Below are 23,469 nucleotides of genomic sequence, written 5' to 3'. Positions count from 1 at the left end.
ATTTGGTAACCGTTCTATCCCTGCGTGGGCAACTGGCGCAGGTGGAGAGAAATTTACCGATATCACCTATCAAGTAGGCGACGGCATGGCCAAGATCGCGATCAATCGACCAGAGGTGCGTAACGCATTTCGCCCCCAAACAATTATTGAATTACAAGAAGCATTCTCACTCGCGCGCGATAACTCAGATGTCGGCGTAATCATCTTTACCGGAACCGGCGATGAAGCCTTCTGTTCTGGCGGAGATATCAGCGTGCGCGGAGATGATGGATATCTCGGCGAAGATCCCTTGGCACAAAAGGGCATCGGCCGCTTAAACGTTTTAGATCTACAAATTCAAATTCGTCGCACCCCTAAGCCTGTTGTTGCAATGGTCGCTGGTTGGGCAATTGGCGGTGGACATGTTCTGCACGTTGTTTGTGATTTAACAATTGCTGCCGATAACGCCAAGTTCGGTCAGACCGGCCCAATGGTTGGTTCATTCGATGGCGGTTACGGTTCAGGTTTACTTGCCGCAAGTGTTGGACAGAAGAAGGCGCGTGAAATTTGGTTTATGACTCGTCAATACGATGCGCAAGAAGCGCTCGCCATGGGCCTTGTTAATACCGTTGTTCCGCTTAAAGAACTTGAAGCTGAAACAGTTTCTTGGTGCCGCGAAATGCTGCGCAATTCTCCACTTGCACTTCGCCTACTTAAATCTTCAATGAACGCAGCCGATGATGGCCTTGCTGGAATTCAACAACTTGCTGGCGATGCAACGCTGCTCTTCTACTTAAGTGAAGAAGGTCAAGAAGGCCGCGATGCTTACAAGGAAAAGCGCGCGCCAGATTTTGGAAAGTTTCCCAAGCGTCCCTAAATATGTCGCAAGAACTCTTCTCCACAATGCGCGTTGTTGCGCTACCTACTAAGACAAACTTCCGCGGGATAAATATTCGCGAAGTAGCGCTCATTCAAGGCGTCGCTGGATGGGGAGAGTTCTCACCATTTCTGGAATACCAACCAAGTGAATGTGTACCTTGGCTGCAATCTGCAATTGAAGCCGCAACCAAGCCATGGCCAGAACTCAAGCGGAGCAAAGTAAAAGTAAATGGAACCATTCCTGCGCTGAATGCGCCAAGTGATATCGAAAGAATTGTCGAAACTTTCCCAGGAGTAAATACTTTTAAAGTAAAGGTAGGCGATAACTTAAGTGAAGATATCGCTCGCCTTGCCAAAGTTCGCGCGCTTCGACCAAACGCTAAATTGCGAATCGATGTAAACGGGAATTGGAGCGTTGCAACTGCAATAACTAACTTGCGATCAATCTACGAAAACATTGGTGCGATTGAATATGTCGAACAACCTTGCCAGAGCGTTGACAAGCTGCGCGAATTAAAGGCAAAGCTAAAGGTAGATATTCCAATCGCTGGCGATGAAATACTTAGAAAATCTGCTGATCCATTTAAAGTAGATCTAAGCGGCGCCGTAGATATCTTGGCACTCAAAGTGCAACCACTAGGTGGAATCGTGCGCGTACATCAATTAGCGCAGCGCCACAATTTACCGATCGTTATTTCTAGCGCCCTAGAAAGTGCTGTGGGAATTTCCCACGGATTAGCTCTGGCTGCCTCAGTTAGCGAGATGAATTTTGATTGCGGACTTGCCACAGGCTCACTACTTTCAGCAAATGTTGGCGATCTTCCAATTGTTAACGGCGAAATTGAAGTAAAGCGGATTAAGCCAAACTTCGAAGGTCTTGAAGTTTCACCAGAGAGATATAAATGGTGGCAGGATCGCCTCATGAAGACTTGGGAGCTAATCGCATGAACCAAGCAACTCAACTTGCTCGCGTAATCATTCGCCAAATTCTTGAGGCGGGAATAACTGATGCAGTTATTTCACCAGGATCCCGCAATGCACCTTTATCTCTTGCACTCGTTGCGGCACAAAAGCGTGGCTTGATTAAGTTACATATCCGCATCGACGAACGCACCGCTGCTTTCTACGCACTTGGTTTAGCAAAGGCCAGTAATCGTCCTGTGCCAGTTATCTGCACTAGCGGAACAGCGGTTGCGAATTACCATCCTGCAGTTCTGGAAGCATCACATTCAAATATCCCACTCTTTGTAATCACTGCAGATCGTCCAGCCGAACTACGTCGAACGGGCGCCAACCAAACCACTGAGCAAGCACGCATCTTTGGCAAAGCAGTTCGTTACTTCTCCGATGTTTCTGGTGGGGCCTATCCGCTAGAACTTCCACTTAACGCACTTCAAACCGGCCCAGTACATATCAATGTGCAATTTGAAGAACCACTTCTTGGTGACGATAACGATGCGTGGCTCGATGGTTTAAAGGTAAATCCACCAAAAGTCTTTGATCGCAAGAAAGCCGGAACTCTCGCCAGTAAATCAACACGTGGCTTACTAGTAATTGGCCATGATCGTGGTGGACTTGAAGTTGCCGCAGTTAGAGCATTTATTGAATCTCTCGGATGGCCGGTAATCAGCGAGGATCCACTTACATTTGCAGAGGCCAACGCCCATGCCAGTTTATTTCTAACAGCAACTCCAATCGCTAAAGATTTGGCTCCAGATACCGTCATTGTCATTGGCCGCACAACACTTTCCAGATCGGTTAACGCACTCATTAAATCTGCGCGGTCAACATTTGTTATTGATCCGCGAATTGCAACAGTAGATACAGATCGCACGGCAGATAAGCGTTTTACCGATCTCCCCGAACTTTATGTTGCGCCTGCCGATCTGGAATGGATTGCTAAATGGCAGAAGTATTCTGAACGCACTGCAAAAGTTGTGAAAGAGATTTCAATCTGGTCTGAACCAGTTATCGCTCGTGAGATTGCAGCCAACCTTCCTGCAGAAACGGCAATATTTATTGCATCATCGCGTCCGATTAGAGACCTTGAAGCTTTTGCAGCTGCACGATCAGGAGTCATTACCTATGCCAATCGTGGGCTTGCAGGCATTGATGGAAATATCTCAACCGCAACGGGAATTGCAACACATCACGGTTCGGCAATTGCAGTACTTGGAGATTTAGCTTTCTTACATGACTTAACTGGGTTAATTCATCACGACCAGGTAAACCTCAAGATCTTCGTTGTAAATAATGATGGCGGTGGAATTTTCTCAACTCTGCCACAACGCGGAGTTGAAGGATTTGAAGAAGTTTTTGGGACACCACACGGGCTAGATCCTGCGGCGATTGCCAAATCAATGGGTATCAGCACAAAAACTATCGATAACTCCGCAGATTTAAGTAAGGAATTAACTGCACCAATTAAGGGGCTAAGCGTTGTAGTCCTGGATGTTCCTAACCGAGAAGCAAATGCCGATCTAATTAAAGATCTGGCAGGGAAGATGAAATCGCTTTAAAGCTTAAGAAAGTGCGCTTCGCATTGGCGCAAATTTAGCGTTGCTCTCAGTTAACTCTTTCTCTGGGTTCGACCCAGCCACAATTCCGCAGCCCGCAAAGATGCGGAGTTCATTTCCCGAAATCTGTCCGCAGCGAAGGGCGATTCCAAGTTCACCGTCACCGCGCGCATCTAGCCAACCAACTGGGCCGGCGTAGCGGCCTCGTGGCATCCCTTCGATATCTTTAATCAGCTTTGCAGCAATCTCAGTTGGTGTGCCGCATACAGCAGCGGAGGGATGTAATTTCTCAAGAATTGTAAAAGCATCAACGCTCTTCTTGCTTTCAATTAAAGCACCCGTGACGTCAGTCGCAAGGTGCATAACATTTGCTAAGTGAAGAACAAAGGGGGATTCAGGAACGTTCGTTGATGTGCAGAAAGGATCGAGCGCATCTGCAACTGATCTGACTGCATATTCGTGTTCTTCGAGATCTTTAGATGATCTCGCCAACGATGCGGCAAGTGCTAAATCTCTCTCATCATCTCCAGTTTTGCTGATCGTTCCAGCAAGAACTCGTGACGTAACCATGCCGCGAGATAGGCGGAGCAATAGCTCGGGAGTTGCGCCGATTAGCCCATCGACTGCAAAGATCCAAGTAGATGGATATTCAGCGCTTAGGTTGCGGAGAATTTTTCGTGGATCAATTGCGCGATGTGAGTTAACTTTCAGATCGCGAGCAAGAACAACTTTTTCAAGTTTGGTACTTTCAATCTCTTTAATTGCTTGTGCAACGCGAATCTGCCATTCGGCCGGGCTTATCGATCCATCTCCCCAGTTGTATTCAGCATCTTCCAAAGTTTGCGCACTTTCAGCGAGTTTCGGCTGGGCTTGATCGCCGATCCAAGTGATCCAAGAGCTGCCATTGCGCATGCCGACGACGATTTCAGGAATTACAAGAACTGACTCTTCGTTCGGGTCAAAAGAGAAAGAGGTAAAAAGTATTGGGCCAGTTCCGCTGACGTGAACTGAATCAGAGATTGCTAGTTTTTCTAGCTGCAGATGCCACCATTTGCGAGCATCGTTAAATCTATTTGGGCCACTTACTGCTGTGGTTGCGTAAGAGCCCCAGCCAACTAAGCCATCGCCGCCGCGAACCCATGTAACAGGTGCGCTATCTGGAAGTAGCTCCAGCAGCGGTAAGTGCTCGCCCAGGCGCGCAGTAGTAACGGGGATAAGTTGCGGCATAAAGAATTAGGTTATCGATTTAACTTTTGTGAAATCTTGCGCCAAATCAGTGGCAGAGAAGTTGCAGTGATTGCGATCTTCAAAAGTTCGCCGAAGATAAATGGAGTAAGGCCTGCGCTAATTGTTGCTGCCCAAGAAAGATCTAGCGATGTTTTTAACCAGATCAATCCAAAGGCAAAGACAATGGCGCTTCCCAAAGTTAGCGCTGGAAATGAAGTTTTAAATTTCTGATCGGCTTTGCGATCTGCGAGCGCGCCAAGAACAAAAGTGGCTACAAGCATTCCGATTAGATAACCGCCGGTTGCACCAGTTAAACGGGCAATACCGTGGCTAGTTGCACCTGTTGCTGCAGCAAAGACTGGAGCGCCTGCAACTCCGGCAAGTAAATATGTTGCAAAAGTTGCAAACCCAAGTCGTGCACCGTAAGTGGTTCCGATTAAATAAACGGCAAGTGTTTGACCTGTGACGGGAACTGGGGATCCCGGAACTGGAACTGCGATTTGTGCCAAAGCGGCAATGAACAAAGTTCCGCCGACGATGAAGGTGGCATGGGTTAGCGCAGTGCTGCGAGGAAAGACCGTTGCCCGAAGTGATCCGGTTGAGATCGACATTTACTTCCCCTTTACCGCTTTGGAGTTGTGAGTGAGCCTACTATTGCGAGAGACTTGGCCTATGTCGCGCGCAAATATGGATAAAAACCCCGATGAAGTCGCCGCAATGTTTGACGGGGTGGCCAAGCGCTACGACCTCGTGAACGATCTGCTCAGCCTGGGCCAGACCAAGGCTTGGCGCCGTGCGACCACCGCGATCATCGCCCCAATGCCTGGGATGAAGATCTTGGATTTGGCTGCAGGCACTGGATCTAGCTCCGAACCCCTAGCTGCTGCTGGCGCAGACGTTATTCCAGCTGATTTCTCTGAAGGAATGCTGGCTGCCGGCCGTAAAGCCCGGCCCCACCTGCCCTTCACCTTCGCCGATGCCTTGAATCTGCCTTTTGCCGATGGCGAATTCGACGTTGTGACCATCTCTTTCGGCCTGCGCAATACCTCAGATGTAGATAAAGCCCTCGGGGAAGCCCTACGCGTTACCAAAAAGGGCGGCCGGATCGTTATAGCCGAGTTTTCCAGCCCAACCTGGCGCCCATTCCGCACCATCTATACCAATTACTTAATGCGCGCCCTGCCCGCAATCGCAAAGCGGACCTCTTCAAACCCAGATGCCTATATCTACCTGGCTGAATCGATCCGGGCCTGGCCAAATCAGAAGGCGCTCGCCGCCAAGATCGAGGCCGCGGGATGGAGCCAAGTCGGCTGGCAGAACTTAACTTTCGGGGTTGTTGCAGTTCACAGAGGCGTAAAGGCCTAACGGTCGCGACCACCCCCGTGGCCACCTTAGGATTTCGCTTGTGATCGGTAACCCATATATTCCAATTCTGGCGATTGCCGCCGTTGGCTTTGGGTTCGCAATTTTCTCTCTTGCCGCAGCCGCCCTCACCGGACCTGCACGTTACAACCGCGCAAAGTTAGAGGCGTACGAGTGCGGAATCGAACCTTCACCGCAAGCAGCACAGGGTGGACGTTTTCCAGTTAAGTACTTCCTAACCGCGATGCTATTTATCATCTTTGATATTGAAATCGTTTTCTTATATCCATGGGCTGTCACCTTTGATCAACTTGGACTATTTGGTTTAGTCGAAATGGCGATCTTTATCGGAACAGTCTTCGTTGCATTTGCATATGTCTGGCGTCGCGGAGGCCTCGAGTGGGATTAGAAGAGAAGTTACCTAGCGGAATCGTTTTAACCTCAGTTGAAAAACTTGCAGGTTATATGCGTAAAAATTCACTCTGGCCAGCAACTTTCGGTTTGGCATGTTGCGCAATTGAGATGATGGCTGCCGGTGCAGGTCGTTACGATCTCGCACGTTTTGGCATGGAAGTTTTCCGCGCATCCCCACGTCAAGCAGATTTGATGATTGTTGCCGGTCGTGTTTCAAACAAGATGGCTCCAGTGCTTCGCCAGATTTACGATCAAATGGCTGCACCAAAGTGGGTTATCGCAATGGGTGCATGTGCATCTTCAGGCGGAATGTTTAACAACTACGCAATCGTGCAAGGCGTTGACCACGTAGTACCAGTTGATATTTATCTGCCAGGTTGTCCACCACGTCCTGAAATGTTGATGGATGCAATTCTTAAATTGCACGATCAGATTTACGACGAAAAACTCGGACCTAACCGCGAAAAAGTTATCAAGGAAGTTGAAGCTGCAGCTATGGCCGCTGTTCCAACCCATCAGTTAAAGGGGTTGTTGGCTTAAATGTCTGATGAGCAACACGGAATGTTTGGTGCTGCCGGCACGGGGGATACCTCGGGTTACGGTGGGCTAGTTCGCGCAACCGCTTCTGCAGGCTCTTCACAGCGCCCATTTGGTGGCTATTTTGATCAGGTTGCTGATGATTTAGAGCGCGCATATCCAGATTTCGCTGATGCAATCGAACGCGTTGTTGTTGATCGCGGCGAGCTAACTCTGCACATCAAGCGCGAGCGTTTAGTAGAAGTCGCACTTATCTTGCGCGATAAATTGAAATTTGAAATGTCGATGGGCGTATCTGGTGTGCACTATCCAGAAGATACCAATCGCGAACTTCACGCGGTTTACCACTTGTTATCAGTGACAAATAACCAACGAATTCGTTTGGAAGTTTCTGTTCCAGATGTCGATCCACACATTCCTTCACTTGTTGAAGTCTGGGCTGGATCTAACTGGAACGAACGCGAAACTTACGACATGTTTGGAATCATCTTTGATGGCCACCCAGGACTTACTCGCATCTTGATGCCAGATGATTGGCAAGGACATCCACAACGTAAGGATTACGCACTTGGCGGAATCGGCGTTGAATACAAGGGCGCTGTTACACCACCTCCATCAGATCGGAGGTCTTACAAGTGAGCACGTACGCAGATCCATATGCATCATCACGCGAAACCACTGAAGGCACTGTCTTCTCGGTAACCGGTGGCGATTGGGATTCACTCGTAACTGAAATTGGTCAGGCGAAAGAAGAACGCGTTGTTGTAAATATGGGTCCTCAGCACCCATCAACTCACGGCGTACTTCGTTTGGTTCTAGAACTTGAAGGCGAAACTGTTACTGAAGTTCGTTGCGGAATTGGTTACCTGCACACAGGAATCGAAAAGAACATCGAGTTCCGTAACTGGACTCAGGCCACAACATTTGTAACTCGTATGGATTACTTGGCACCGTTGTTTAACGAAGCGGCTTACTGCTTAGGCGTTGAAAAGCTTCTCGGAATTACAGGCGATGTTCCTGAAAAGGCCAACGTTATTCGCGTAATGATGATGGAGTTCAACCGTATCTCTTCACACATGGTTGCACTCGGTACCGGAGCACTTGAATTAGGTGCACTTTCACCAATGATCTTCTGCTTCCGCGAACGCGAAAAAGTTCTAGATATCTTCGAATTTATCTCAGGCCTTCGTATGAATATGGCCTATATCCGCCCAGGTGGAGTTGCTCAAGATCTTCCTGCCGGCTCTGTTGAGAAAGTTTTGGCAACGGTAAAAGATCTGCGTCATAGTTTTAAAGATAACGAGAAGTTGCTCGTTGGAAATAGCATCTGGATGAAGCGCACCGAGGGAATTGGTTACCTTGATCTTGCTGGTGCAACAACACTTGGAGTCACAGGTCCAGTTATTCGCGCAACTGGATTGCCACTTGATCTACGCAAGATTCAGCCTTACTCAGGTTACGAGAATTACAAGTTCGATGTTGTAACAGCAGACACTTGCGATGTTTACGGCCGCTTCTTGATTCGTATCAACGAACTAGAACAATCACTTCGCATCATCGAACAATGCGCTGAAAAACTTAAATCACTTGAAGGCGCACCAGTAATGGTTGCCGATAAGAAGATTGCATGGCCAGCACAGCTTGCAATTGGTGCAGATGGAATGGGTAACTCGCTTAACCACATCCGCGAAATCATGGGCACATCAATGGAGTCTTTGATCCACCACTTCAAACTTGTTACCGAAGGTTTCCGCGTTCCAGCAGGTCAGGTTTACACAGCAGTTGAATCTCCACGTGGCGAACTCGGTGCACACGTAGTCTCTGATGGCGGCACACGTCCTTACCGCGTTCACTTCCGCGAACCATCTTTCAATAACTTGCAATCAACATCTGCAATGTGTGAAGGCTCAATGGTTGCCGACATCATCGGCGCTGTTGCCTCAATCGATCCTGTGATGGGAGGAGTTGACCGCTAATGGCTTACTCACCAGATCAGATCGAAATCATGAATTCGATTATCAAGCGCTACCCACGAAGCCGCTCTGCCATCATGCCTTTACTTCACTATGTGCAATCACTTGCCGGTTATGTAACCAACGAAGGCATTGAAGAGATTGCAAAGTTGCTTGAATTAGAAACTGCTGAAGTAACTGCCGTTGCAACTTTCTACACCCAGTACAAGCGCCGCCCAGTAGGCGAGTACCACGTAGGTGTTTGCACCAACACCTTGTGCGCGGTTATGGGCGGAGATGCGATATTTGCAGCGCTTAAAGATCACCTCGGCGTTGAAAACGATGGCGTTACCGCTGATGGAAAAGTTTCTCTAGAACATATCGAATGCAACGCAGCCTGCGATTACGCACCAGTTGTTATGGCTAACTGGGAGTTCTACGACAACCAGAACGTTGAGACTGCAAAAAATCTAGTTGATTCAATGCGCAAGGGAACACCTAAACCACCAACTCGTGGACCTAACTCTTTGGTTACTTGGAAAGAAGCATCAGCTGTTCTTGCCGGTTTAAGCGATGGAAAAGCCAATGAAGGATTGCAAGCTGGCGAACCAACACTGCTTGGTTTAAAACTTTCGAAAGAGGGCAAGTAATGACAAAACTAGCTCCAGTACTTTCTGCACATTGGGATGAGAAAGATTCATTCACAATCGATGCATACACACGTCATGGTGGATACAAGGCATCTGCCAAAGCACTTGCTATGGATCCAGATGCAGTTATTCAACTTGTAAAAGATTCTGGACTTCGCGGTCGCGGCGGCGCAGGCTTCCCAACCGGAATGAAGTGGGGCTTTATCCCACAGGGCGATAACAAAGATCACTACTTAGTTGTAAATGCTGACGAGTCTGAGCCAGGTACTTGTAAAGACACTCCACTTTTGATGGCTAACCCACATGTACTTATTGAAGGCTGCATCATCGCTTGCCATGCAATTCGTGCAAAGCATGCCTTTATCTATATCCGCGGTGAAGTTACACATGTTGTCCGTCGTTTAAATCAAGCGATCGAAGATGCTTACAAAGCTGGCCATCTTGGTAAAGGTATTGATGTTGTTCTCCACGTTGGTGCCGGCGCTTACATCTGCGGTGAAGAAACTGCTTTGCTTGATTCACTTGAAGGTTTCCGCGGCCAACCACGTCTGCGTCCACCATTTCCTGCGATCGCAGGTTTATATGCACGACCAACGGTTGTAAATAACGTCGAATCAATCGCTTCAGTTCCTGCGATCATCGCAAACGGCGCTGAGTGGTACCAATCAATGGGCACCGAAAAATCAAAGGGAACCACGCTTTACTCACTCTCTGGCCACGTTGTAAATCCTGGTCAATTTGAAGCCCCGCTTGGAATTACCCTTCGTGAAATCCTTGAGATGTCAGGTGGAATTCGCGCCGGACATAAGTTGAAGTTCTGGACACCAGGTGGATCATCAACGCCACTATTTACAGATCAGCACCTTGATATTCCACTTGATTACGAAGGCGTTGCCGCTGCTGGCTCAATGCTCGGCACTAAAGCGCTACAGATCTTTGATGAAACAACTTGTGTGGTTCGCGCAGTACTGCGTTGGACTGAGTTCTACAAGCACGAGTCATGTGGCAAGTGCACACCATGTCGCGAAGGCACATGGTGGTTGGTTCAGATTCTGCGCGATCTAGAAAACGGCGTGGGTACTGAAGCAGATCTAGCTAAGTTGCTCGATCTCTGCGACAACATCATGGGCCGCTCATTCTGCGCACTTGGTGATGGCGCAACTAGCCCAATCACATCTTCAATCAAATATTTCCGTGACGAATACATCGCCCACTTAACAAACGGTGGATGCCCATTCGATCCAGTTAAATCAACTCTCTTCTCTGGAGCAAACGCATAATGACTACGACTCAAGAGAACACAACCGCGCAAGCAGTAGAACTCATCACCGTTGTTATCGATGGTTTTGAAGTCAGCGTTCCAAAGGGGACTTTGGTTATTCGCGCTGCAGAAAAACTAGGAATTCAGATTCCACGTTTCTGCGATCACCCACTTCTTGATCCAGTTGGCGCTTGTCGTCAATGTTTAGTTGATATCGAAATCAATGGTCGCGCATTTCCAAAGCCACAGGCTTCCTGCACGATTCCTGTAGAACCAAATATGATCGTAAAGACTCAACTAACTTCACCAGTTGCTGAAAAAGCACAGCGCGGTGTGATGGAACTTCTTCTTGTTAACCACCCACTTGATTGCCCAGTTTGCGACAAGGGCGGCGAATGTCCATTGCAGAACCAAGCGATGAGCACCGGAAATGGTGAGACTCGCTTCGAAGGCGTAAAGCGCACATTTGAAAAGCCTGTTGCAATTTCATCTCAGGTTCTGCTCGATCGCGAACGCTGCGTTCTCTGCGCTCGTTGTACACGTTTCTCTGATCAAATTGCTGGCGATCCATTTATTACTCTCAACGAACGCGGTGCGCTGCAGCAAGTTGGTATCTACGAGAACCAACCATTCGAGTCTTACTTCTCTGGAAATACAGTGCAGATCTGTCCGGTTGGCGCGCTTACTGGCGCTGCTTATCGCTTCCGCGCTCGTCCATTCGATTTAGTTTCAACTCCATCTGCTTGCGAACACTGCGCATCAGGTTGCGATATGCGCACCGATGTTCGTCGAGGAAAGACTTTACGTCGCCTTGCTGGTGATGATGCCGCAGTTAACGAAGAATGGAACTGCGATAAAGGTCGCTGGGCATTTAAGTACGTAACTGAAGTTGATCGTCTAACAACTCCAATGGTTCGTGGCGCTGACGGAGTTCTTGCTCCTGCATCATGGCCAGAGGCAATCGCTGCAGCTGCAGCAGGTCTTAAGGGCAAGCGCGCTGCGGTTCTAGTTGGTGGACGCGCAACTGCAGAAGATGCTTACGGTTACAGCAAGTTTGCACGCATCGCACTTGGCACAAACGATATCGATTTCCGTGCGCGCGTTTCATCAGATGAAGAACGTGATTTCCTTGGCGCGAAAGTTGTTGGATCAGCAACTACCTACCGCGATATCGATATCGCAGATCATGTGGTTCTCATTGGTTTTGAACCAGAAGAAGAATCACCAATCGTCTTCCTTCGAATCAACAAGCAGGTTCGCAAGCGCGCGCTAAAGGTCAGCGCAGTTGCAACTAAGCTTTCAATCGGCGTTGAAAAGTTAAAGGCTGAATTTATTAAGGTCGCACCAGGATCTGAAGTCGCTGCACTTTCAGCGCTTTCCCTAACCGGTAAGTCAGTTATTTTGGTTGGCGAACGCGCTGCTGAAACTACTGGTCTACTTTCTGCAGCCGCTGCGCTTGCTGAAAAGACTGGCGCAAAGCTTGCTTGGATTCCGCGTCGCGCAGGCGAACGCGGCGCACTTGAAGCTGGTGCAATTGGCACACTTCTTCCAGGTGGCCGCCCTGTTGCCGATGCTGCAGCACGTGTAGATATCGCGGCTGTTTGGGGAGTTCAAACAATTCCTACAAACGTTGGTCGCACAACTTCTGAAATTATTGAAAGCCTTGGCAACGGTTCACTTGATGCAGTTGTTGTTGGTGGCGTTGATCCACAAGATATGCCAAATAGCGCAGCCGCACTTGCCGCACTTTCAAAGTCATTTGTTGTCTCACTCGAGATTGCACACTCTGCAGTTACCAATGTGGCTGATGTAGTTCTGCCAGTTGCTGCAGTTACTGAAAAATCTGGCTCGTTCCTTAACTGGGAAGGCCGCGCACGTGCTTTCGATGCGGCAGTTGCAGATTCACTAAATCGTTCTGATCTTCGTATCTTGTCGGCTATCGCTGATGAAATGGGCGAATCAATCATGCTCGGCACAGTTACCCAAGCAGCGCGTGAGATTTCATCACTCGGTAAATGGGATGGCGCACGCGCTAACTTCGCAGCAGTTTCTGCAGCGGGTGCAAATAAGGTTTCTGGAAATGAAGCTCTACTTACTTCATGGCGTCGCTTGTTAGATCTTGGTACTTTGCAAAAAGGTGAAGCCAACTTAGCTGGGACTGCACGTAAATCTGTTGCAGTTATCTCACCAAAGCGCGCAGAGGCAATGGGCGTTAAAGATGGCGATATCTTGCGAGTCTCTAACTCACACGGATCAATCTCACTTCCGGCGCTAGTTGAAGATATTCACGATGATGCAGTTTGGGTGCCACGCAACTCATTCGGTACACAAACTTTGATCTCATTAAATGCCGTGCACGGCGATGTTGTATCGGTGGTGAAGGCATGAATAACGCTCAGTTATTGCTAGATGATCCGGGTTGGATCATCACCCTTAAGGCAGTTATTGTCTTTGCCGTTTGCGTTGTCTTGACGATCATGTCTGTATGGGGCGAACGTCGCATCGTTGCTCGTATGCAGATGCGCGTTGGCCCTAACCGCGTTGGAAAATTCGGCTTAATTCAGGCGCTTGCAGATGGCGTAAAGCTTGCGCTCAAAGAAGATTTGATTCCGGCTGCAGCCGACAAGGTTGTTTTTGTAATTGCTCCAGTAATCAGCACCACCGCAGCATTTATGGCCTTTGCGGTTATGCCAATGACTGGCCCAGTTAACTTCTTCGGCGAAGAAACTGTTATGCAGTTAACCGACCTTCCAGTCGGTGTTCTCTATGTTCTTGCCACCGCATCAGTCGGTGTCTACGGAATTGTTCTCGCTGGTTGGTCATCAGGTTCGACTTATCCGCTGCTTGGCGGACTCCGCTCAAGCGCGCAGGTTGTTTCTTATGAAATCGCCATGGGACTTTCACTTGTTTCAGTCTTTATCTACTCCGGATCAATGTCTACATCATCAATCGTTGCCGCGCAGCAGAGCACTTGGTGGTACGGACTAGTTCTCTTCCCATCCTTTGTTATCTATGCGATCTCAATGGTTGGCGAAACAAACCGCGCGCCATTCGACCTAGCCGAAGCTGAAGGTGAACTCGTTGGTGGATTCCATACTGAGTATTCATCACTTAAATTCGCACTCTTCTTCTTGGCAGAATATGTAAATATCATCGCTGTTTCAGCACTAGCAACAACGTTATTCCTTGGTGGTTACCACGCAATTCCAGGTCTGGGCTTTACAGAGCAATGGCTCGGCGGTTGGTTCACACTCGTTTGGTTCTTCTTAAAGGTTCTCTTCTTCTTCTTTGTTTTCGTATGGTTACGTGGAACTCTTCCTCGTTTGCGTTACGACCAATTTATGCAATTCGGTTGGAAAGTCTTGATTCCGGTCTCGTTGCTCTGGATCTTGGTAGTTGCAACGCTTCGTCTAATTTCTACTACCAGCCAATCTCGTGTCACCACATTTATTTTTGCTGGCGTCGTAGTCCTCATCGTTATGGGAATTTCTACAGCAGTTGATGCCTCAAAGAGAAAGCGCGCTGCACATGTTTACCCAGAAGCAGCAGCTCCAAGTTTTGCCGTTCCATCGCTTCCATCCGAAATAACCACAATCAATGTTTCAAATAGTGTTTCAGACAAGGGAGGCGATCGTGGCTGACCAAAACGAATTTCAACCACTCGTAAATAAAGAGAATAAAGATGTAGATATCACCAGCGTTGCCTATGAAAAAGTAGAGCAACCTGGTCCAAAGAGTTTGCTCAAGCAGGCGCAGGGTTTCTGGGTCACCTTCATAACCATGTTTAAGAAGGTAAACACTGTTCAATACCCTGAAGTTAAAGAGCCAACTGCAGAGCGTTTCCACGGTCGCCATCAATTAAATCGCCACCCAGATGGACTCGAAAAGTGCATTGGTTGCGAACTCTGTGCGTGGGCATGTCCTGCTGATGCGATTTATGTTGAAGGTGCAGATAACACTCCTGATAATCAAATGTCACCAGGAGAGCGTTACGGCAAGGTCTACCAAATTAACTATCTACGTTGTGTTTTCTGCGGGCTTTGCATTGAAGCATGTCCAACACGTGCGCTAACCATGACAAATGAATACGAGCTAGCAGATTCAACTCGCAGCAAATTGATCTTCGAAAAAGACGATTTACTAGGTCCACTTCGCGCAGGCATGTTGCCACCTCCACATCCAATGTATCCAGGTATGACCGATACCAACTATTACAACGGCGATGTTAAGGAAGCTCATCCTTCACAGGAGCAAAAATAATGGAACCTTTACTAACTATTCAGACGCCAGAGACAGTTCTCTTCTGGTTCTTAGCACCACTTTCAGTTCTTGCTTCACTTGGAATGTTGTTAGTTAAGAAGGCAGTTCATTCAGCGTTGTTACTGGCTTGGGTTATGGTCTCGCTCGCAATTTTCTACATCGCACAAGGTGCGCTCTTCCTCGGAATTGTTCAGGTGGTTGTCTACACCGGTGCGGTGATGATGCTCTTCCTCTTTATCTTGATGTTGGTCGGTGTTGATTCATCTGATTCGCTAACCGAGACAATTACTGGACTTCGTCCTATTGCAATCACTGCAGCAGTCGGCTTTGGCGGACTAATGGTTTCACTCCTTGGTCGTGCAACTTTGGGTCGCGAACCAATTGGATTAGATGCTGCAAATGGACCAGGAAATGTGCAAGGACTTGCTGCACTCTTATTCTCAAAGTACGTATGGCCATTTGAAGTTATTTCAGCGCTGCTAATTACCGCAGCAGTTGGCGCAATGGTTCTGGCACATCATCAACGCACAACCCCGCGCCCAACTCAGCGCGAACAATCAGTAAATCGTTTCCGCTCAGATTCTTTAGCAGGCGCTGCTGGACTACCTGGCCCAGGCGTCTTTGCTCGTCACAACGCAGTCGATGTTCCAGCGCTTTTGCCAGATGGAACGCCAGCCCCTTCTTCAATTTCTGCAACGCTCAAGGCGCGTGGAGATGTAATTGATTCAGCTCAGTTCCAACTCGACAATGTTGATACATCAGTTGTGGAGGAGAAGTAATGAGCCTCGATAACTATCTCTACCTTTCCGCGATTCTTTTTACGATCGGCGCCGTTGGCGTAGTCGTTCGCCGCAACGCCATTGTTGTCTTTATGTGTGTTGAGCTAATGCTCAACGCAGCAAATCTTTCACTAGTAACTTTCTCAAGAATTAACGGAACGCTAGATGGTCAAGTAGTTGCCTTCTTCACGATGGTTGTTGCAGCCTGTGAAGTTGTAGTAGGCCTTGCGATCATCGTCACGATCTACCGTTCACGCCGATCAGCATCTATCGATGATGCCAGTTTGTTGAAGCGATAAATATGGCTACCAATAACGGTCTCGTTTATTTAATCGCGCTTCCACTCTTTGGCGCACTTGCCCTGCTGCTTCTTGGACGTAAGGCTGATAAGTGGGGACACCTACTTGCTACTGCGATGTCTGCTGGATCATTTGCAGTTGGTTTAATTCAACTTTCACAGATGCTTGATCGCGAAGCAGAGCTTCGCCCGGTGACGCAGAAGCTCTTTACCTGGATCAGCGTTGGAAGCTTTAACGTAGATGCATCGCTTTTGTTAGATCAGTTATCGATCTGCTTTGTACTGCTAATCACCGGCGTTGGAACTTTGATTCATATCTATTCCATCTCATACATGTCTCACGACAAAGATCGCCGTCGTTTCTTTGCATACCTAAACCTCTTTATCGCAGCGATGTTGCTCTTGGTTCTTGGCGATTCATATCTCAACCTCTATGTCGGTTGGGAAGGCGTAGGACTTGCCTCCTATCTATTGATCGGTTTCTGGAATCAAAAACCAGCGTATGCAACTGCTTCTAAGAAGGCATTTGTCATGAACCGTATCGGCGATATGGGGCTTTCCTTTGCGATCATGATCGCCTTTGCCACATTAGGCACCGTTTCATTTAGCGGAGTAAAAGAACATTCACATCATGCATCTGAAGCAGCGATGACTGCCATCGGAGTTATGTTGCTAGTTGCGGCAGTCGGAAAGTCTGCGCAGTTCCCATTGCAGGCATGGCTGGGCGATGCGATGGCTGGCCCAACTCCAGTTTCTGCTTTGATCCACGCCGCAACCATGGTTACAGCAGGCGTTTATCTAATTGTTCGCTCTAACTTTGTATTTGATGCCGCGCCAACCGCACAACTTCTCGTTGTTATCGTTGGAGCAATCACTCTCTTGTTCGGTGCCATTATCGGTATGGCTAAAGATGACATCAAGAAAGCACTTGCTGCTTCAACGATGTCTCAGATCGGTTACATGATCTTGGCATCAGGTCTTGGACCTGCCGGTTACGCATTTGCAATCATGCACTTACTTACCCACGGATTCTTTAAAGCCGGAATGTTCCTTGGCGCAGGTTCGGTAATGCATGGCATGAACGATGAAGTAAATATGCGCAAATATGGTGGACTGCGTAAATTTATGCCGATCACATTTGTGACCTTTGGTCTTGGCTACTTAGCAATTATCGGAGTTCCACCATTCGCTGGTTTTTACTCCAAAGATATGATTATCGAAACGGCGCTAAATGCCGGTGGTGCAAAGGGAATTATTCTCGGTTCAGTCACGCTCTTAGGTGCAGCGATCACCGCCTTCTATATGACGCGTGTAATGATCTTGACCTTTACCAGTCCAAAGCGTTGGGACGATAACCAACATCCACATGAATCCCCTGCTTTGATGTGGGTACCGATGGTTATCCTTTCAATCGGCTCAGTTATTTCAGGCTATCTGCTCTATCGTGGAAAAGCGTTCAAGCATTGGCTAGAGCCACTCTTTGAAGAACATGGTGAGCACACCGAACTTCTGCCTCCAATTGTTGTCTCTGGACTTGCTCTCACAATGGTTGCAATTGGCGTTGCAATTGCAGTCATCAAGTACCAACTCTCTGAAATTGATAACGTGGCACCTGAGAAAGTCTCAATCTTTACTCGCATCGCACGACGCGATTTACTCCAAGATGATGTAAACGAAGCGCTCTTTATGCGCCCAGGACAAGCGTTAACTTCTGCCCTAGTCAAGATTGATGGCTCAGTTGTTGATGGCGCAGTTCGCGGTGTTGGAAAGATGGCGCTCGGCTCTGGATCTGCGCTCCGCGAAACTCAGACAGGTTTTGTTCGTAGCTATGCAGTTCTAATTTTGATTGGCGCAGCAGCGCTGATCGCGGCAATTTGGGTGGTAACAACGTGAACCTGGCAGATATGAACATCCTCTCTTTCTTGATGCTGCTGCCGCTGATTGGTACCGCTTTCATCGCGCTAGCTCCTAAGACAAACGTTCTTTTAACTAAACAGATCGCACTTGTGACCACAATATTGGTTGCTCTTGTTGGCATTTACATGACGATCTCCTTTGACTTCAACGCTAAAGGTTTTCAATTCGTAGAATCTCGCGAATGGATTCCTGCCTTTGGTATCAAATATGCCTTGGGTGTTGACGGTATTGCCCTCGTATTGATCTTGATGTCTGTTCTCTTAACCCCAATCGTCGTAGTTGCGGGCTGGAATGAATCTGAAGGCGGACGTTGGAGCCCCAAGGTCTTCTACTCACTACTTCTAGTACTTGAAACAATGATGATCGGCGTCTTTGCTTCAACTGACGTCTTCTTGTTCTACGTCTTCTTTGAAGCGATGTTGGTTCCGGTTTACTTCTTAATTGGTGGTTTTGGATCCGGCGAACGCGCTGCCGCAGCAGTTAAATTCTTGCTCTACAGCCTCTTCGGTGGCTTGCTAATGCTCGCTTCAATTATCGGCATTTATGTAATGGCAACTCGCTACGGCAACCGCACCTTCGATATAACAACACTTTCTCAGCTACATACAGTTCTGACTCCGATGATGGAGAACGTCTTATTCCTCGGATTCTTTATCGCATTTGCGATCAAAGCTCCGCTCTGGCCGCTACATACATGGCTACCAGATGCTGCAAAATCAGCGACCCCTGGAACTTCAGTATTGCTCTTAGGTGTTCTAGATAAGGTCGGAACATTCGGAATGATCCGTTACTGCCTAACTCTCTTCCCAGAGGCAAGCAAGACATTTACTCCGATGATTATTACCTTGGCAGTTATCTCCATTCTCTACGGTGCATTTCTTGCAATTGGTGCGAAAGACATTAAGCGCCTGATCGCATATACCTCGATTTCTCACTTCGGATTTATCACCATGGGAATCTTCGCGATGACTTCGCAAGGTATGTCTGGTTCAACGCTTTACATGTTTAACCACGGATTCTCAACTGCAGCGCTCTTCTTAGTTGCTGGATTTATGATCACTCGCCGTAACTCATCGACAATTTCAGATTTCGGTGGACTACAACGCGTCACACCAATCATGGCTTGGTCATTCTTTATCGCCGGTCTATCGAGCTTGGCGCTACCGGGTCTTTCTAGCTTCGTTAGCGAATTCCTAGTATTAGTTGGAACCTTTACGCGATATCCAGTTGCAGCGGTTATCGCTACCTTCGGTATCGTCTTAGCGGCTCTATACATTTTGATTCCGGTACAACGCGCGCTCCATGGCCCAACAACTCCGGGCAATGAGAATTTAAGCGATCTAACTCTGCGCGAGAAAATTGCGATCGCACCTGTTATCGCAACGATCGTCGTTCTTGGTTTCTACCCATCACCGTTGTTAAACATCATTAATCCAGCATCGCAGACCATCATTTCGCAACAAGGATTTAGCGATCCAGCGCCAACCATGAGTGAGGGCAAGTAATGATTGAATTCGTATCTCCAACCCTTGATTATGCACTTCTTGCACCGATTCTGATCGTGCTTGGTGGCGCTGTTCTTGGCGTGCTCATCGAAGCCTTTGCTCCTCGTAAATCACGCGCTTCATCACAACTATTTATTACTCTGGCCACTTTGGTCCTATCGCTAGTTTCGCTAATTAGCGTGCGTGATCGCTCATCATCAGCGGCTGCGATGGAGTCAGTAACCTTCGATGGCGCAGGAATGTTGATTCAAGGTTCGATACTTCTTATTTCAATTATTGCGGTCTTTTTGCTTGCAGATCAAGAGAACTTCACCGCGCTGGCTGCTGCTCTTCCAGGATCAGATGAAGAACGTGCATCACTGCAGCAAGATTTAAGAGTCACTGAGGTCTACCCGCTAACTCTCTTTGCAATTGCCGGAATGATGCTCTTTCCAGTTGCTACCGATTTAATTACTCTCTTTGTGGCGCTAGAAGTTCTTTCGCTTCCACTTTATCTATTGGCCGGACTATCGCGCCGCCGCCGCTTGATGTCGCAAGAGGCTGCTCTTAAGTACTTCTTGCTCGGCGCTTTCGCATCTGCTTTCTTCTTGATGGGAATCGCATATCTTTACGGATATTCATCATCCGTTACCTTCGCTGGAATTCACTCAGCGGTAATCGGTGGAAGTGGAAATGATATTTATCTACTTCTCGGAATCGCATTTATCTCAATCGGACTTCTCTTTAAAGTTGGCGCAGTTCCGTTCCACGCTTGGTCACCAGATGTTTATCAGGGCGCACCAACTGCAGTTACCGCCCTTATGGCAGCTGCCACCAAAGTTGCCGCGTTCGGTGCAATGCTCCGTATCTTCTATGTTTCATTCGCTGAGGCTTACTGGCAATGGCGTCCAGCGATCATCGCAATTGCGTTGATAACTATGGTCTTTGGTTCACTAGTTGCAATCGCACAGCGCGATGTAAAGCGCATGCTTGCTTACTCATCTATCGCCCATGCAGGCTTCTTGCTCTCAGGTGTAATTGCGCTTAGCAAATCAGGTTTGGAATCTTCAATCTTCTATCTCTTTGCATACGGAATTGCCACAGTAGGTGCCTTCGGTATCGTGACTCTAGTTCGCGATTCTGCTGGTGAAGTTACCGATCTAAATCGCTGGAGCGGTCTAGGAAAGCGTTCTCCTTGGGTTGCCACAGCTTTCGCTGGTTTCTTACTGGCCTTTGCAGGAATTCCGCTAACGAGCGGATTTATCGGAAAGTTCTCGATCTTCTCAGCTGCCTACGAAAGTGGATCAACAGCAATTTTGATTACCGGTGTTCTTTCATCAGCAATCGCAGCGTTCTTCTATATCCGCGTAATTGTTCTGATGTTCTTTAAAGATCCAGTCGAAGATGGAACTAGCGTTGTAATCCCGTCAATCTACACACAGATCACAATCACGGTATCTGCAGTAGCAACATTCGCACTTGGAATCTACCCAACTCCTTTGATTAACTTTATTCAAAGTTCAGCTGCCTTCCTTCGCTAATGTCATCATTCGGCATTCCTGATCTAGATCCGGCACTTGAGGCAGGTCTTGCTACAGGTATGCAAGGCGTTGAACATTTACTCCGTGAACACATTAAAGGCGATTACCCGCTTGTTGAAGAAACCTCTCGCCACTTAGTTGCAGCCGGCGGGAAGCGTTTGCGCCCACTATTAACTCTTATCTCATCTCACTTTGGTGATCCAACTCGCAAGGAAGTAATTCCTGCAGCGGTGGTCTGCGAATTAACGCATCTGGCAACGCTTTATCACGATGATGTAATGGATGAAGCGCCACTTCGTCGCGGTGTAGAAAGTGCAAATAATCGCTGGGGAAATACCATCGCAATTTTGACCGGTGATTACCTTTTCTCAAAGGCATCAGATCTACTCGCCGACTTAGGCCCTGAAGCAGTTCGCTTACAAGCGCGAACTTTCGAACGTTTAGTTATAGGTCAGATCATGGAAACCCAGGGACCACAGAACGGTGAAGATCCACTCGCACATTATCTGCGCGTTGTGGGGGATAAGACAGGTTCGCTAATTGCAACTAGCGCCCGCTTTGGCGCACTTCTATCGGGAGCACCGCGTGAAACCGTTGAAACGCTAACTAAATTTGGAGAACAGATCGGTATCGCATTCCAACTGGCTGATGATGTAATCGACATCGCTAGCGAATCTAGCCAATCTGGAAAAACTCCAGGAACTGATCTGCGTGAGGGCGTTCCTACCCTTGTAACTTTAAATGTAATGGCTTCAAATAAAGCTGAAGATGCTGAACTTAAAGAGTTATTAAGCGCACCTATTCATGACGAAGTTGTGGTGCAGCAAGTTCTTCGCGCATTGCGCACCCATGATGGCTTGCAACAAGCCCGTCAACAGCTTGGAAATATTGCTAAAGATGCGCGCACCGCACTTGGCCCACTGCCTCTTAATTCAGCAACTAGCGCTTTATTCTCGCTATGCGATGCTGTTGTCGACCGATCTGCCTGATTTCAAAAGATCCGTTGCCAGTGTCATTAGCGCTAACCAGATAAAGATAAATCCCACCCAACGCGCTGTCGGCATCGCTTCATGGTTTACCCAAACACCGATCGAAAATTGAATCGTTGGAGTTATATACTGCAAGAGCCCGATCGTTGAATATGGAAGGCGTGTAGTAGATCCGTTAAATAAGAGCAACGGAATAGCGGTAACTGCGCCCGCACTAATCAAGAGAATGGTTAAACCTGCGCCGCTGCCAAACTGTCCTTCACCCTTAGATCCAATAATGAATAGATATGCGCAGTAGGGAATAAAGGCGATCATTGTTTCGATCGCTAGACCTTCTAGCGCACCAAGACCGAGTTGTTTCTTAACAAGTCCATAAGTTCCCCACGAAAGGGCAAGCCCCAAAGCAACCCAAGGCAGACGACCGTAATCAACGGTAAGGATGAATACTCCAACTGTTGCAATTGAAACTGCTCCCCATTGAAGCCGGCGCATCTTCTCTTTCAACAAGATCACACCGAAGGCGATAATTATCAGCGGATTTATGTAATAACCAAGTGAGGCCTCAACAACGTGCCCGTTATTGGTTGCCCAGATATAAATCAGCCAGTTTATTGAGATCAGAACTGAGGCAAGGAACAACTTGATTGCCACCTTTGGGCGACGAAAAGTGGCCAGGGTTGATTTAAGGGCGTGAGTGATTGCCAGAACAATTACACAGAAGATCAAAGTCCAGACAGCGCGGTGCGAAACGATTTCAAGCGGGTTAGCAGGCTCGAGCAGCGGCCAATAGAGAGGAAACATTCCCCACAAGACATATGCGCTAACCCCATATATGAGGCCAAGCTTCTGCTTTTTCAATTAACGGAAATTCACAAATTGAACTGCGAACTCCCACTTACCTTCTTTGATCATCGCCATCGTGGCTTGCAGGTCGTCACGGCTCTTACTAGTGACGCGTAGTTCATCACCTTGGATCTGAGATTTAACTGACTTTGGACCCTCATCACGTAAAAACTTAGCGATCTTCTTTGCATTCTCTGTAGAGATACCTTCTTTAAGCGGGCAAGAGATCTTGTAGATCTTTCCAGAAAGTTGTGGCTCGCCTGGATCAATATGCTTAAGTGAAACCCCGCGCTTAATCATTTTATCTTTGATGACGTCGAGAGTTGCCTTGGCGCGTTCTTCGGTATCAGCTTCAATATTTATCTTTTCGCCGGCCATTTCAATTTTTGCGCCGGTATTTTTAAAGTCAAAGCGCGTATCAATCTCGCGGATCGCCTGGTTGATCGCGTTATCAAGCTCCATACGATCAATCTTTGAAACTACATCGAAACTGCTATCAGCCATGGGGCCCTCCTAAAAGCGGTGAAGATCACTTTGAATAGCGCTAGGTTATCGCGCTTAGAAGGATTAATAAAGTTTAT

Annotated in this window: 23 protein-coding genes; 19 read left to right on the top strand and 4 right to left on the bottom strand. The window is 47.9% G+C overall.

Annotated elements, in window-relative coordinates:
• Positions 1-16: 16 nt before the first annotated feature.
• From menB to menD, 3 genes are read left to right on the top strand one after another with little or no spacing between them, the layout of a single operon-like run.
• On the top strand, positions 17-856 hold the full coding sequence (gene menB / locus A1s21148_RS06475) for a 1,4-dihydroxy-2-naphthoyl-CoA synthase (protein WP_095671863.1): 840 nt from the start codon (positions 17-19) through the stop codon (positions 854-856).
• Positions 857-858: 2 nt separating this feature from the next.
• Positions 859-1,806: an o-succinylbenzoate synthase gene (locus A1s21148_RS06470; protein WP_095671598.1), complete on the top strand. Its 948-nt coding sequence runs from the start codon at positions 859-861 to the stop codon at positions 1,804-1,806.
• On the top strand, positions 1,803-3,377 hold the full coding sequence (gene menD / locus A1s21148_RS06465; protein WP_095671597.1) for a 2-succinyl-5-enolpyruvyl-6-hydroxy-3-cyclohexene-1-carboxylic-acid synthase: 1,575 nt from the start codon (positions 1,803-1,805) through the stop codon (positions 3,375-3,377). Before A1s21148_RS06470 ends, menD begins: the two co-directional genes overlap by 4 nt.
• Before the next feature lie 3 nt (positions 3,378-3,380).
• Here the strand turns inward: menD and A1s21148_RS06460 are convergent, their stop codons facing one another.
• Both A1s21148_RS06460 and A1s21148_RS06455 read right to left on the bottom strand, forming a co-directional pair.
• Positions 3,381-4,601, bottom strand: a complete 1,221-nt coding sequence (locus tag A1s21148_RS06460; protein ID WP_095671596.1) for an isochorismate synthase — start codon at positions 4,599-4,601, stop codon at positions 3,381-3,383.
• 11 nt (positions 4,602-4,612) lie between these two features.
• Entirely contained in the window at positions 4,613-5,212 is a 600-nt protein-coding gene (locus tag A1s21148_RS06455; RefSeq protein ID WP_095671595.1) for a biotin transporter BioY, read from the bottom strand.
• Between the two features lie 61 nt (positions 5,213-5,273).
• Here A1s21148_RS06455 and A1s21148_RS06450 point away from each other — a divergent pair, with 61 nt between their 5' ends.
• From A1s21148_RS06450 to A1s21148_RS06375, 16 genes are all read left to right on the top strand, one after another.
• On the top strand, positions 5,274-5,966 hold the full coding sequence (locus A1s21148_RS06450) for a demethylmenaquinone methyltransferase (RefSeq protein ID WP_095671594.1): 693 nt from the start codon (positions 5,274-5,276) through the stop codon (positions 5,964-5,966).
• A gap of 40 nt (positions 5,967-6,006) precedes the next feature.
• Positions 6,007-6,372, top strand: coding sequence for an NADH-quinone oxidoreductase subunit A (locus A1s21148_RS06445; protein WP_420022007.1), 366 nt, complete (start codon positions 6,007-6,009; stop codon positions 6,370-6,372).
• Entirely contained in the window at positions 6,363-6,917 is a 555-nt protein-coding gene (locus A1s21148_RS06440) for a NuoB/complex I 20 kDa subunit family protein (protein WP_095671593.1), read from the top strand. Before A1s21148_RS06445 ends, A1s21148_RS06440 begins: the two co-directional genes overlap by 10 nt.
• Positions 6,918-7,553 (top strand): NADH-quinone oxidoreductase subunit C, encoded by a 636-nt coding sequence (locus A1s21148_RS06435; RefSeq protein ID WP_095671592.1) that lies wholly within the window; start codon positions 6,918-6,920, stop codon positions 7,551-7,553.
• Positions 7,550-8,890, top strand: coding sequence for an NADH-quinone oxidoreductase subunit D (locus tag A1s21148_RS06430; RefSeq protein ID WP_095671591.1), 1,341 nt, complete (start codon positions 7,550-7,552; stop codon positions 8,888-8,890). The genes A1s21148_RS06435 and A1s21148_RS06430 overlap by 4 nt, the downstream gene beginning before the upstream one ends.
• Entirely contained in the window at positions 8,890-9,516 is a 627-nt protein-coding gene (nuoE, locus tag A1s21148_RS06425) for an NADH-quinone oxidoreductase subunit NuoE (protein WP_095671590.1), read from the top strand. The genes A1s21148_RS06430 and nuoE overlap by 1 nt, the downstream gene beginning before the upstream one ends.
• Positions 9,516-10,796: an NADH-quinone oxidoreductase subunit NuoF gene (gene nuoF, locus A1s21148_RS06420; RefSeq protein ID WP_095671589.1), complete on the top strand. Its 1,281-nt coding sequence runs from the start codon at positions 9,516-9,518 to the stop codon at positions 10,794-10,796. The genes nuoE and nuoF overlap by 1 nt, the downstream gene beginning before the upstream one ends.
• Positions 10,796-13,165: an NADH-quinone oxidoreductase subunit G gene (locus tag A1s21148_RS06415; protein WP_095671588.1), complete on the top strand. Its 2,370-nt coding sequence runs from the start codon at positions 10,796-10,798 to the stop codon at positions 13,163-13,165. Before nuoF ends, A1s21148_RS06415 begins: the two co-directional genes overlap by 1 nt.
• The gene (gene nuoH / locus A1s21148_RS06410) at positions 13,162-14,418 is read left to right on the top strand and encodes an NADH-quinone oxidoreductase subunit NuoH (RefSeq protein ID WP_095671587.1); all 1,257 of its coding nucleotides are present in this window, start codon (positions 13,162-13,164) and stop codon (positions 14,416-14,418) included. The genes A1s21148_RS06415 and nuoH overlap by 4 nt, the downstream gene beginning before the upstream one ends.
• A gap of 97 nt (positions 14,419-14,515) precedes the next feature.
• Positions 14,516-15,037, top strand: coding sequence for an NADH-quinone oxidoreductase subunit NuoI (gene nuoI, locus A1s21148_RS06405; RefSeq protein ID WP_420021916.1), 522 nt, complete (start codon positions 14,516-14,518; stop codon positions 15,035-15,037).
• Positions 15,037-15,816 (top strand): NADH-quinone oxidoreductase subunit J, encoded by a 780-nt coding sequence (locus tag A1s21148_RS06400; protein ID WP_095671585.1) that lies wholly within the window; start codon positions 15,037-15,039, stop codon positions 15,814-15,816. The genes nuoI and A1s21148_RS06400 overlap by 1 nt, the downstream gene beginning before the upstream one ends.
• Positions 15,816-16,115: an NADH-quinone oxidoreductase subunit NuoK gene (gene nuoK / locus A1s21148_RS06395; RefSeq protein WP_095671584.1), complete on the top strand. Its 300-nt coding sequence runs from the start codon at positions 15,816-15,818 to the stop codon at positions 16,113-16,115. The genes A1s21148_RS06400 and nuoK overlap by 1 nt, the downstream gene beginning before the upstream one ends.
• Positions 16,116-16,117: 2 nt before the next feature.
• On the top strand, positions 16,118-18,007 hold the full coding sequence (gene nuoL / locus A1s21148_RS06390; RefSeq protein WP_095671583.1) for an NADH-quinone oxidoreductase subunit L: 1,890 nt from the start codon (positions 16,118-16,120) through the stop codon (positions 18,005-18,007).
• An 11-nt stretch (positions 18,008-18,018) separates the two neighbouring features.
• Positions 18,019-19,536: an NADH-quinone oxidoreductase subunit M gene (locus tag A1s21148_RS06385; protein WP_095671861.1), complete on the top strand. Its 1,518-nt coding sequence runs from the start codon at positions 18,019-18,021 to the stop codon at positions 19,534-19,536.
• Entirely contained in the window at positions 19,536-21,056 is a 1,521-nt protein-coding gene (gene nuoN / locus A1s21148_RS06380; RefSeq protein WP_223299381.1) for an NADH-quinone oxidoreductase subunit NuoN, read from the top strand. The genes A1s21148_RS06385 and nuoN overlap by 1 nt, the downstream gene beginning before the upstream one ends.
• A complete protein-coding gene (locus A1s21148_RS06375) occupies positions 21,056-22,045 on the top strand; it encodes a polyprenyl synthetase family protein (protein WP_095671582.1) in 990 nt (329 codons plus the stop codon). Before nuoN ends, A1s21148_RS06375 begins: the two co-directional genes overlap by 1 nt.
• On the opposite strand, the gene rarD is transcribed toward A1s21148_RS06375, so the two are convergent.
• Positions 22,013-22,903, bottom strand: coding sequence for an EamA family transporter RarD (rarD, locus tag A1s21148_RS06370; RefSeq protein ID WP_095671581.1), 891 nt, complete (start codon positions 22,901-22,903; stop codon positions 22,013-22,015). The two genes, A1s21148_RS06375 and rarD, sit on opposite strands and share 33 nt — an antisense overlap.
• A complete protein-coding gene (locus A1s21148_RS06365) occupies positions 22,904-23,392 on the bottom strand; it encodes a YajQ family cyclic di-GMP-binding protein (RefSeq protein ID WP_095671580.1) in 489 nt (162 codons plus the stop codon).
• Positions 23,393-23,469 lie beyond the last annotated feature (77 nt).

The organism is Candidatus Planktophila lacus (genome assembly GCF_002287925.1).
In the GTDB taxonomy this organism is placed as follows: domain Bacteria; phylum Actinomycetota; class Actinomycetes; order Nanopelagicales; family Nanopelagicaceae; genus Planktophila; species Planktophila lacus.
Note: the sequence above shows the minus strand (reverse complement) of the source record. Positions and strands in the feature narration are given on the sequence as shown.

Coding starts and splice junctions, on each gene's coding strand:
- A1s21148_RS06415 (WP_095671588.1), top strand. CDS start 10,796: ATGACTACGACTCAAGAGAACACAACCGCGCAAGCAGTAGAACTCATC.
- nuoH (WP_095671587.1), top strand. CDS start 13,162: ATGAATAACGCTCAGTTATTGCTAGATGATCCGGGTTGGATCATCACC.
- A1s21148_RS06450 (WP_095671594.1), top strand. CDS start 5,274: ATGTCGCGCGCAAATATGGATAAAAACCCCGATGAAGTCGCCGCAATG.
- A1s21148_RS06460 (WP_095671596.1), bottom strand. CDS start 4,601: ATGCCGCAACTTATCCCCGTTACTACTGCGCGCCTGGGCGAGCACTTA.
- A1s21148_RS06400 (WP_095671585.1), top strand. CDS start 15,037: ATGGAACCTTTACTAACTATTCAGACGCCAGAGACAGTTCTCTTCTGG.
- nuoK (WP_095671584.1), top strand. CDS start 15,816: ATGAGCCTCGATAACTATCTCTACCTTTCCGCGATTCTTTTTACGATC.
- A1s21148_RS06435 (WP_095671592.1), top strand. CDS start 6,918: ATGTCTGATGAGCAACACGGAATGTTTGGTGCTGCCGGCACGGGGGAT.
- A1s21148_RS06455 (WP_095671595.1), bottom strand. CDS start 5,212: ATGTCGATCTCAACCGGATCACTTCGGGCAACGGTCTTTCCTCGCAGC.
- nuoL (WP_095671583.1), top strand. CDS start 16,118: ATGGCTACCAATAACGGTCTCGTTTATTTAATCGCGCTTCCACTCTTT.
- nuoF (WP_095671589.1), top strand. CDS start 9,516: ATGACAAAACTAGCTCCAGTACTTTCTGCACATTGGGATGAGAAAGAT.
- A1s21148_RS06375 (WP_095671582.1), top strand. CDS start 21,056: ATGTCATCATTCGGCATTCCTGATCTAGATCCGGCACTTGAGGCAGGT.
- A1s21148_RS06365 (WP_095671580.1), bottom strand. CDS start 23,392: ATGGCTGATAGCAGTTTCGATGTAGTTTCAAAGATTGATCGTATGGAG.
- A1s21148_RS06385 (WP_095671861.1), top strand. CDS start 18,019: ATGAACATCCTCTCTTTCTTGATGCTGCTGCCGCTGATTGGTACCGCT.
- nuoE (WP_095671590.1), top strand. CDS start 8,890: ATGGCTTACTCACCAGATCAGATCGAAATCATGAATTCGATTATCAAG.
- A1s21148_RS06470 (WP_095671598.1), top strand. CDS start 859: ATGTCGCAAGAACTCTTCTCCACAATGCGCGTTGTTGCGCTACCTACT.
- nuoN (WP_223299381.1), top strand. CDS start 19,536: ATGATTGAATTCGTATCTCCAACCCTTGATTATGCACTTCTTGCACCG.
- menD (WP_095671597.1), top strand. CDS start 1,803: ATGAACCAAGCAACTCAACTTGCTCGCGTAATCATTCGCCAAATTCTT.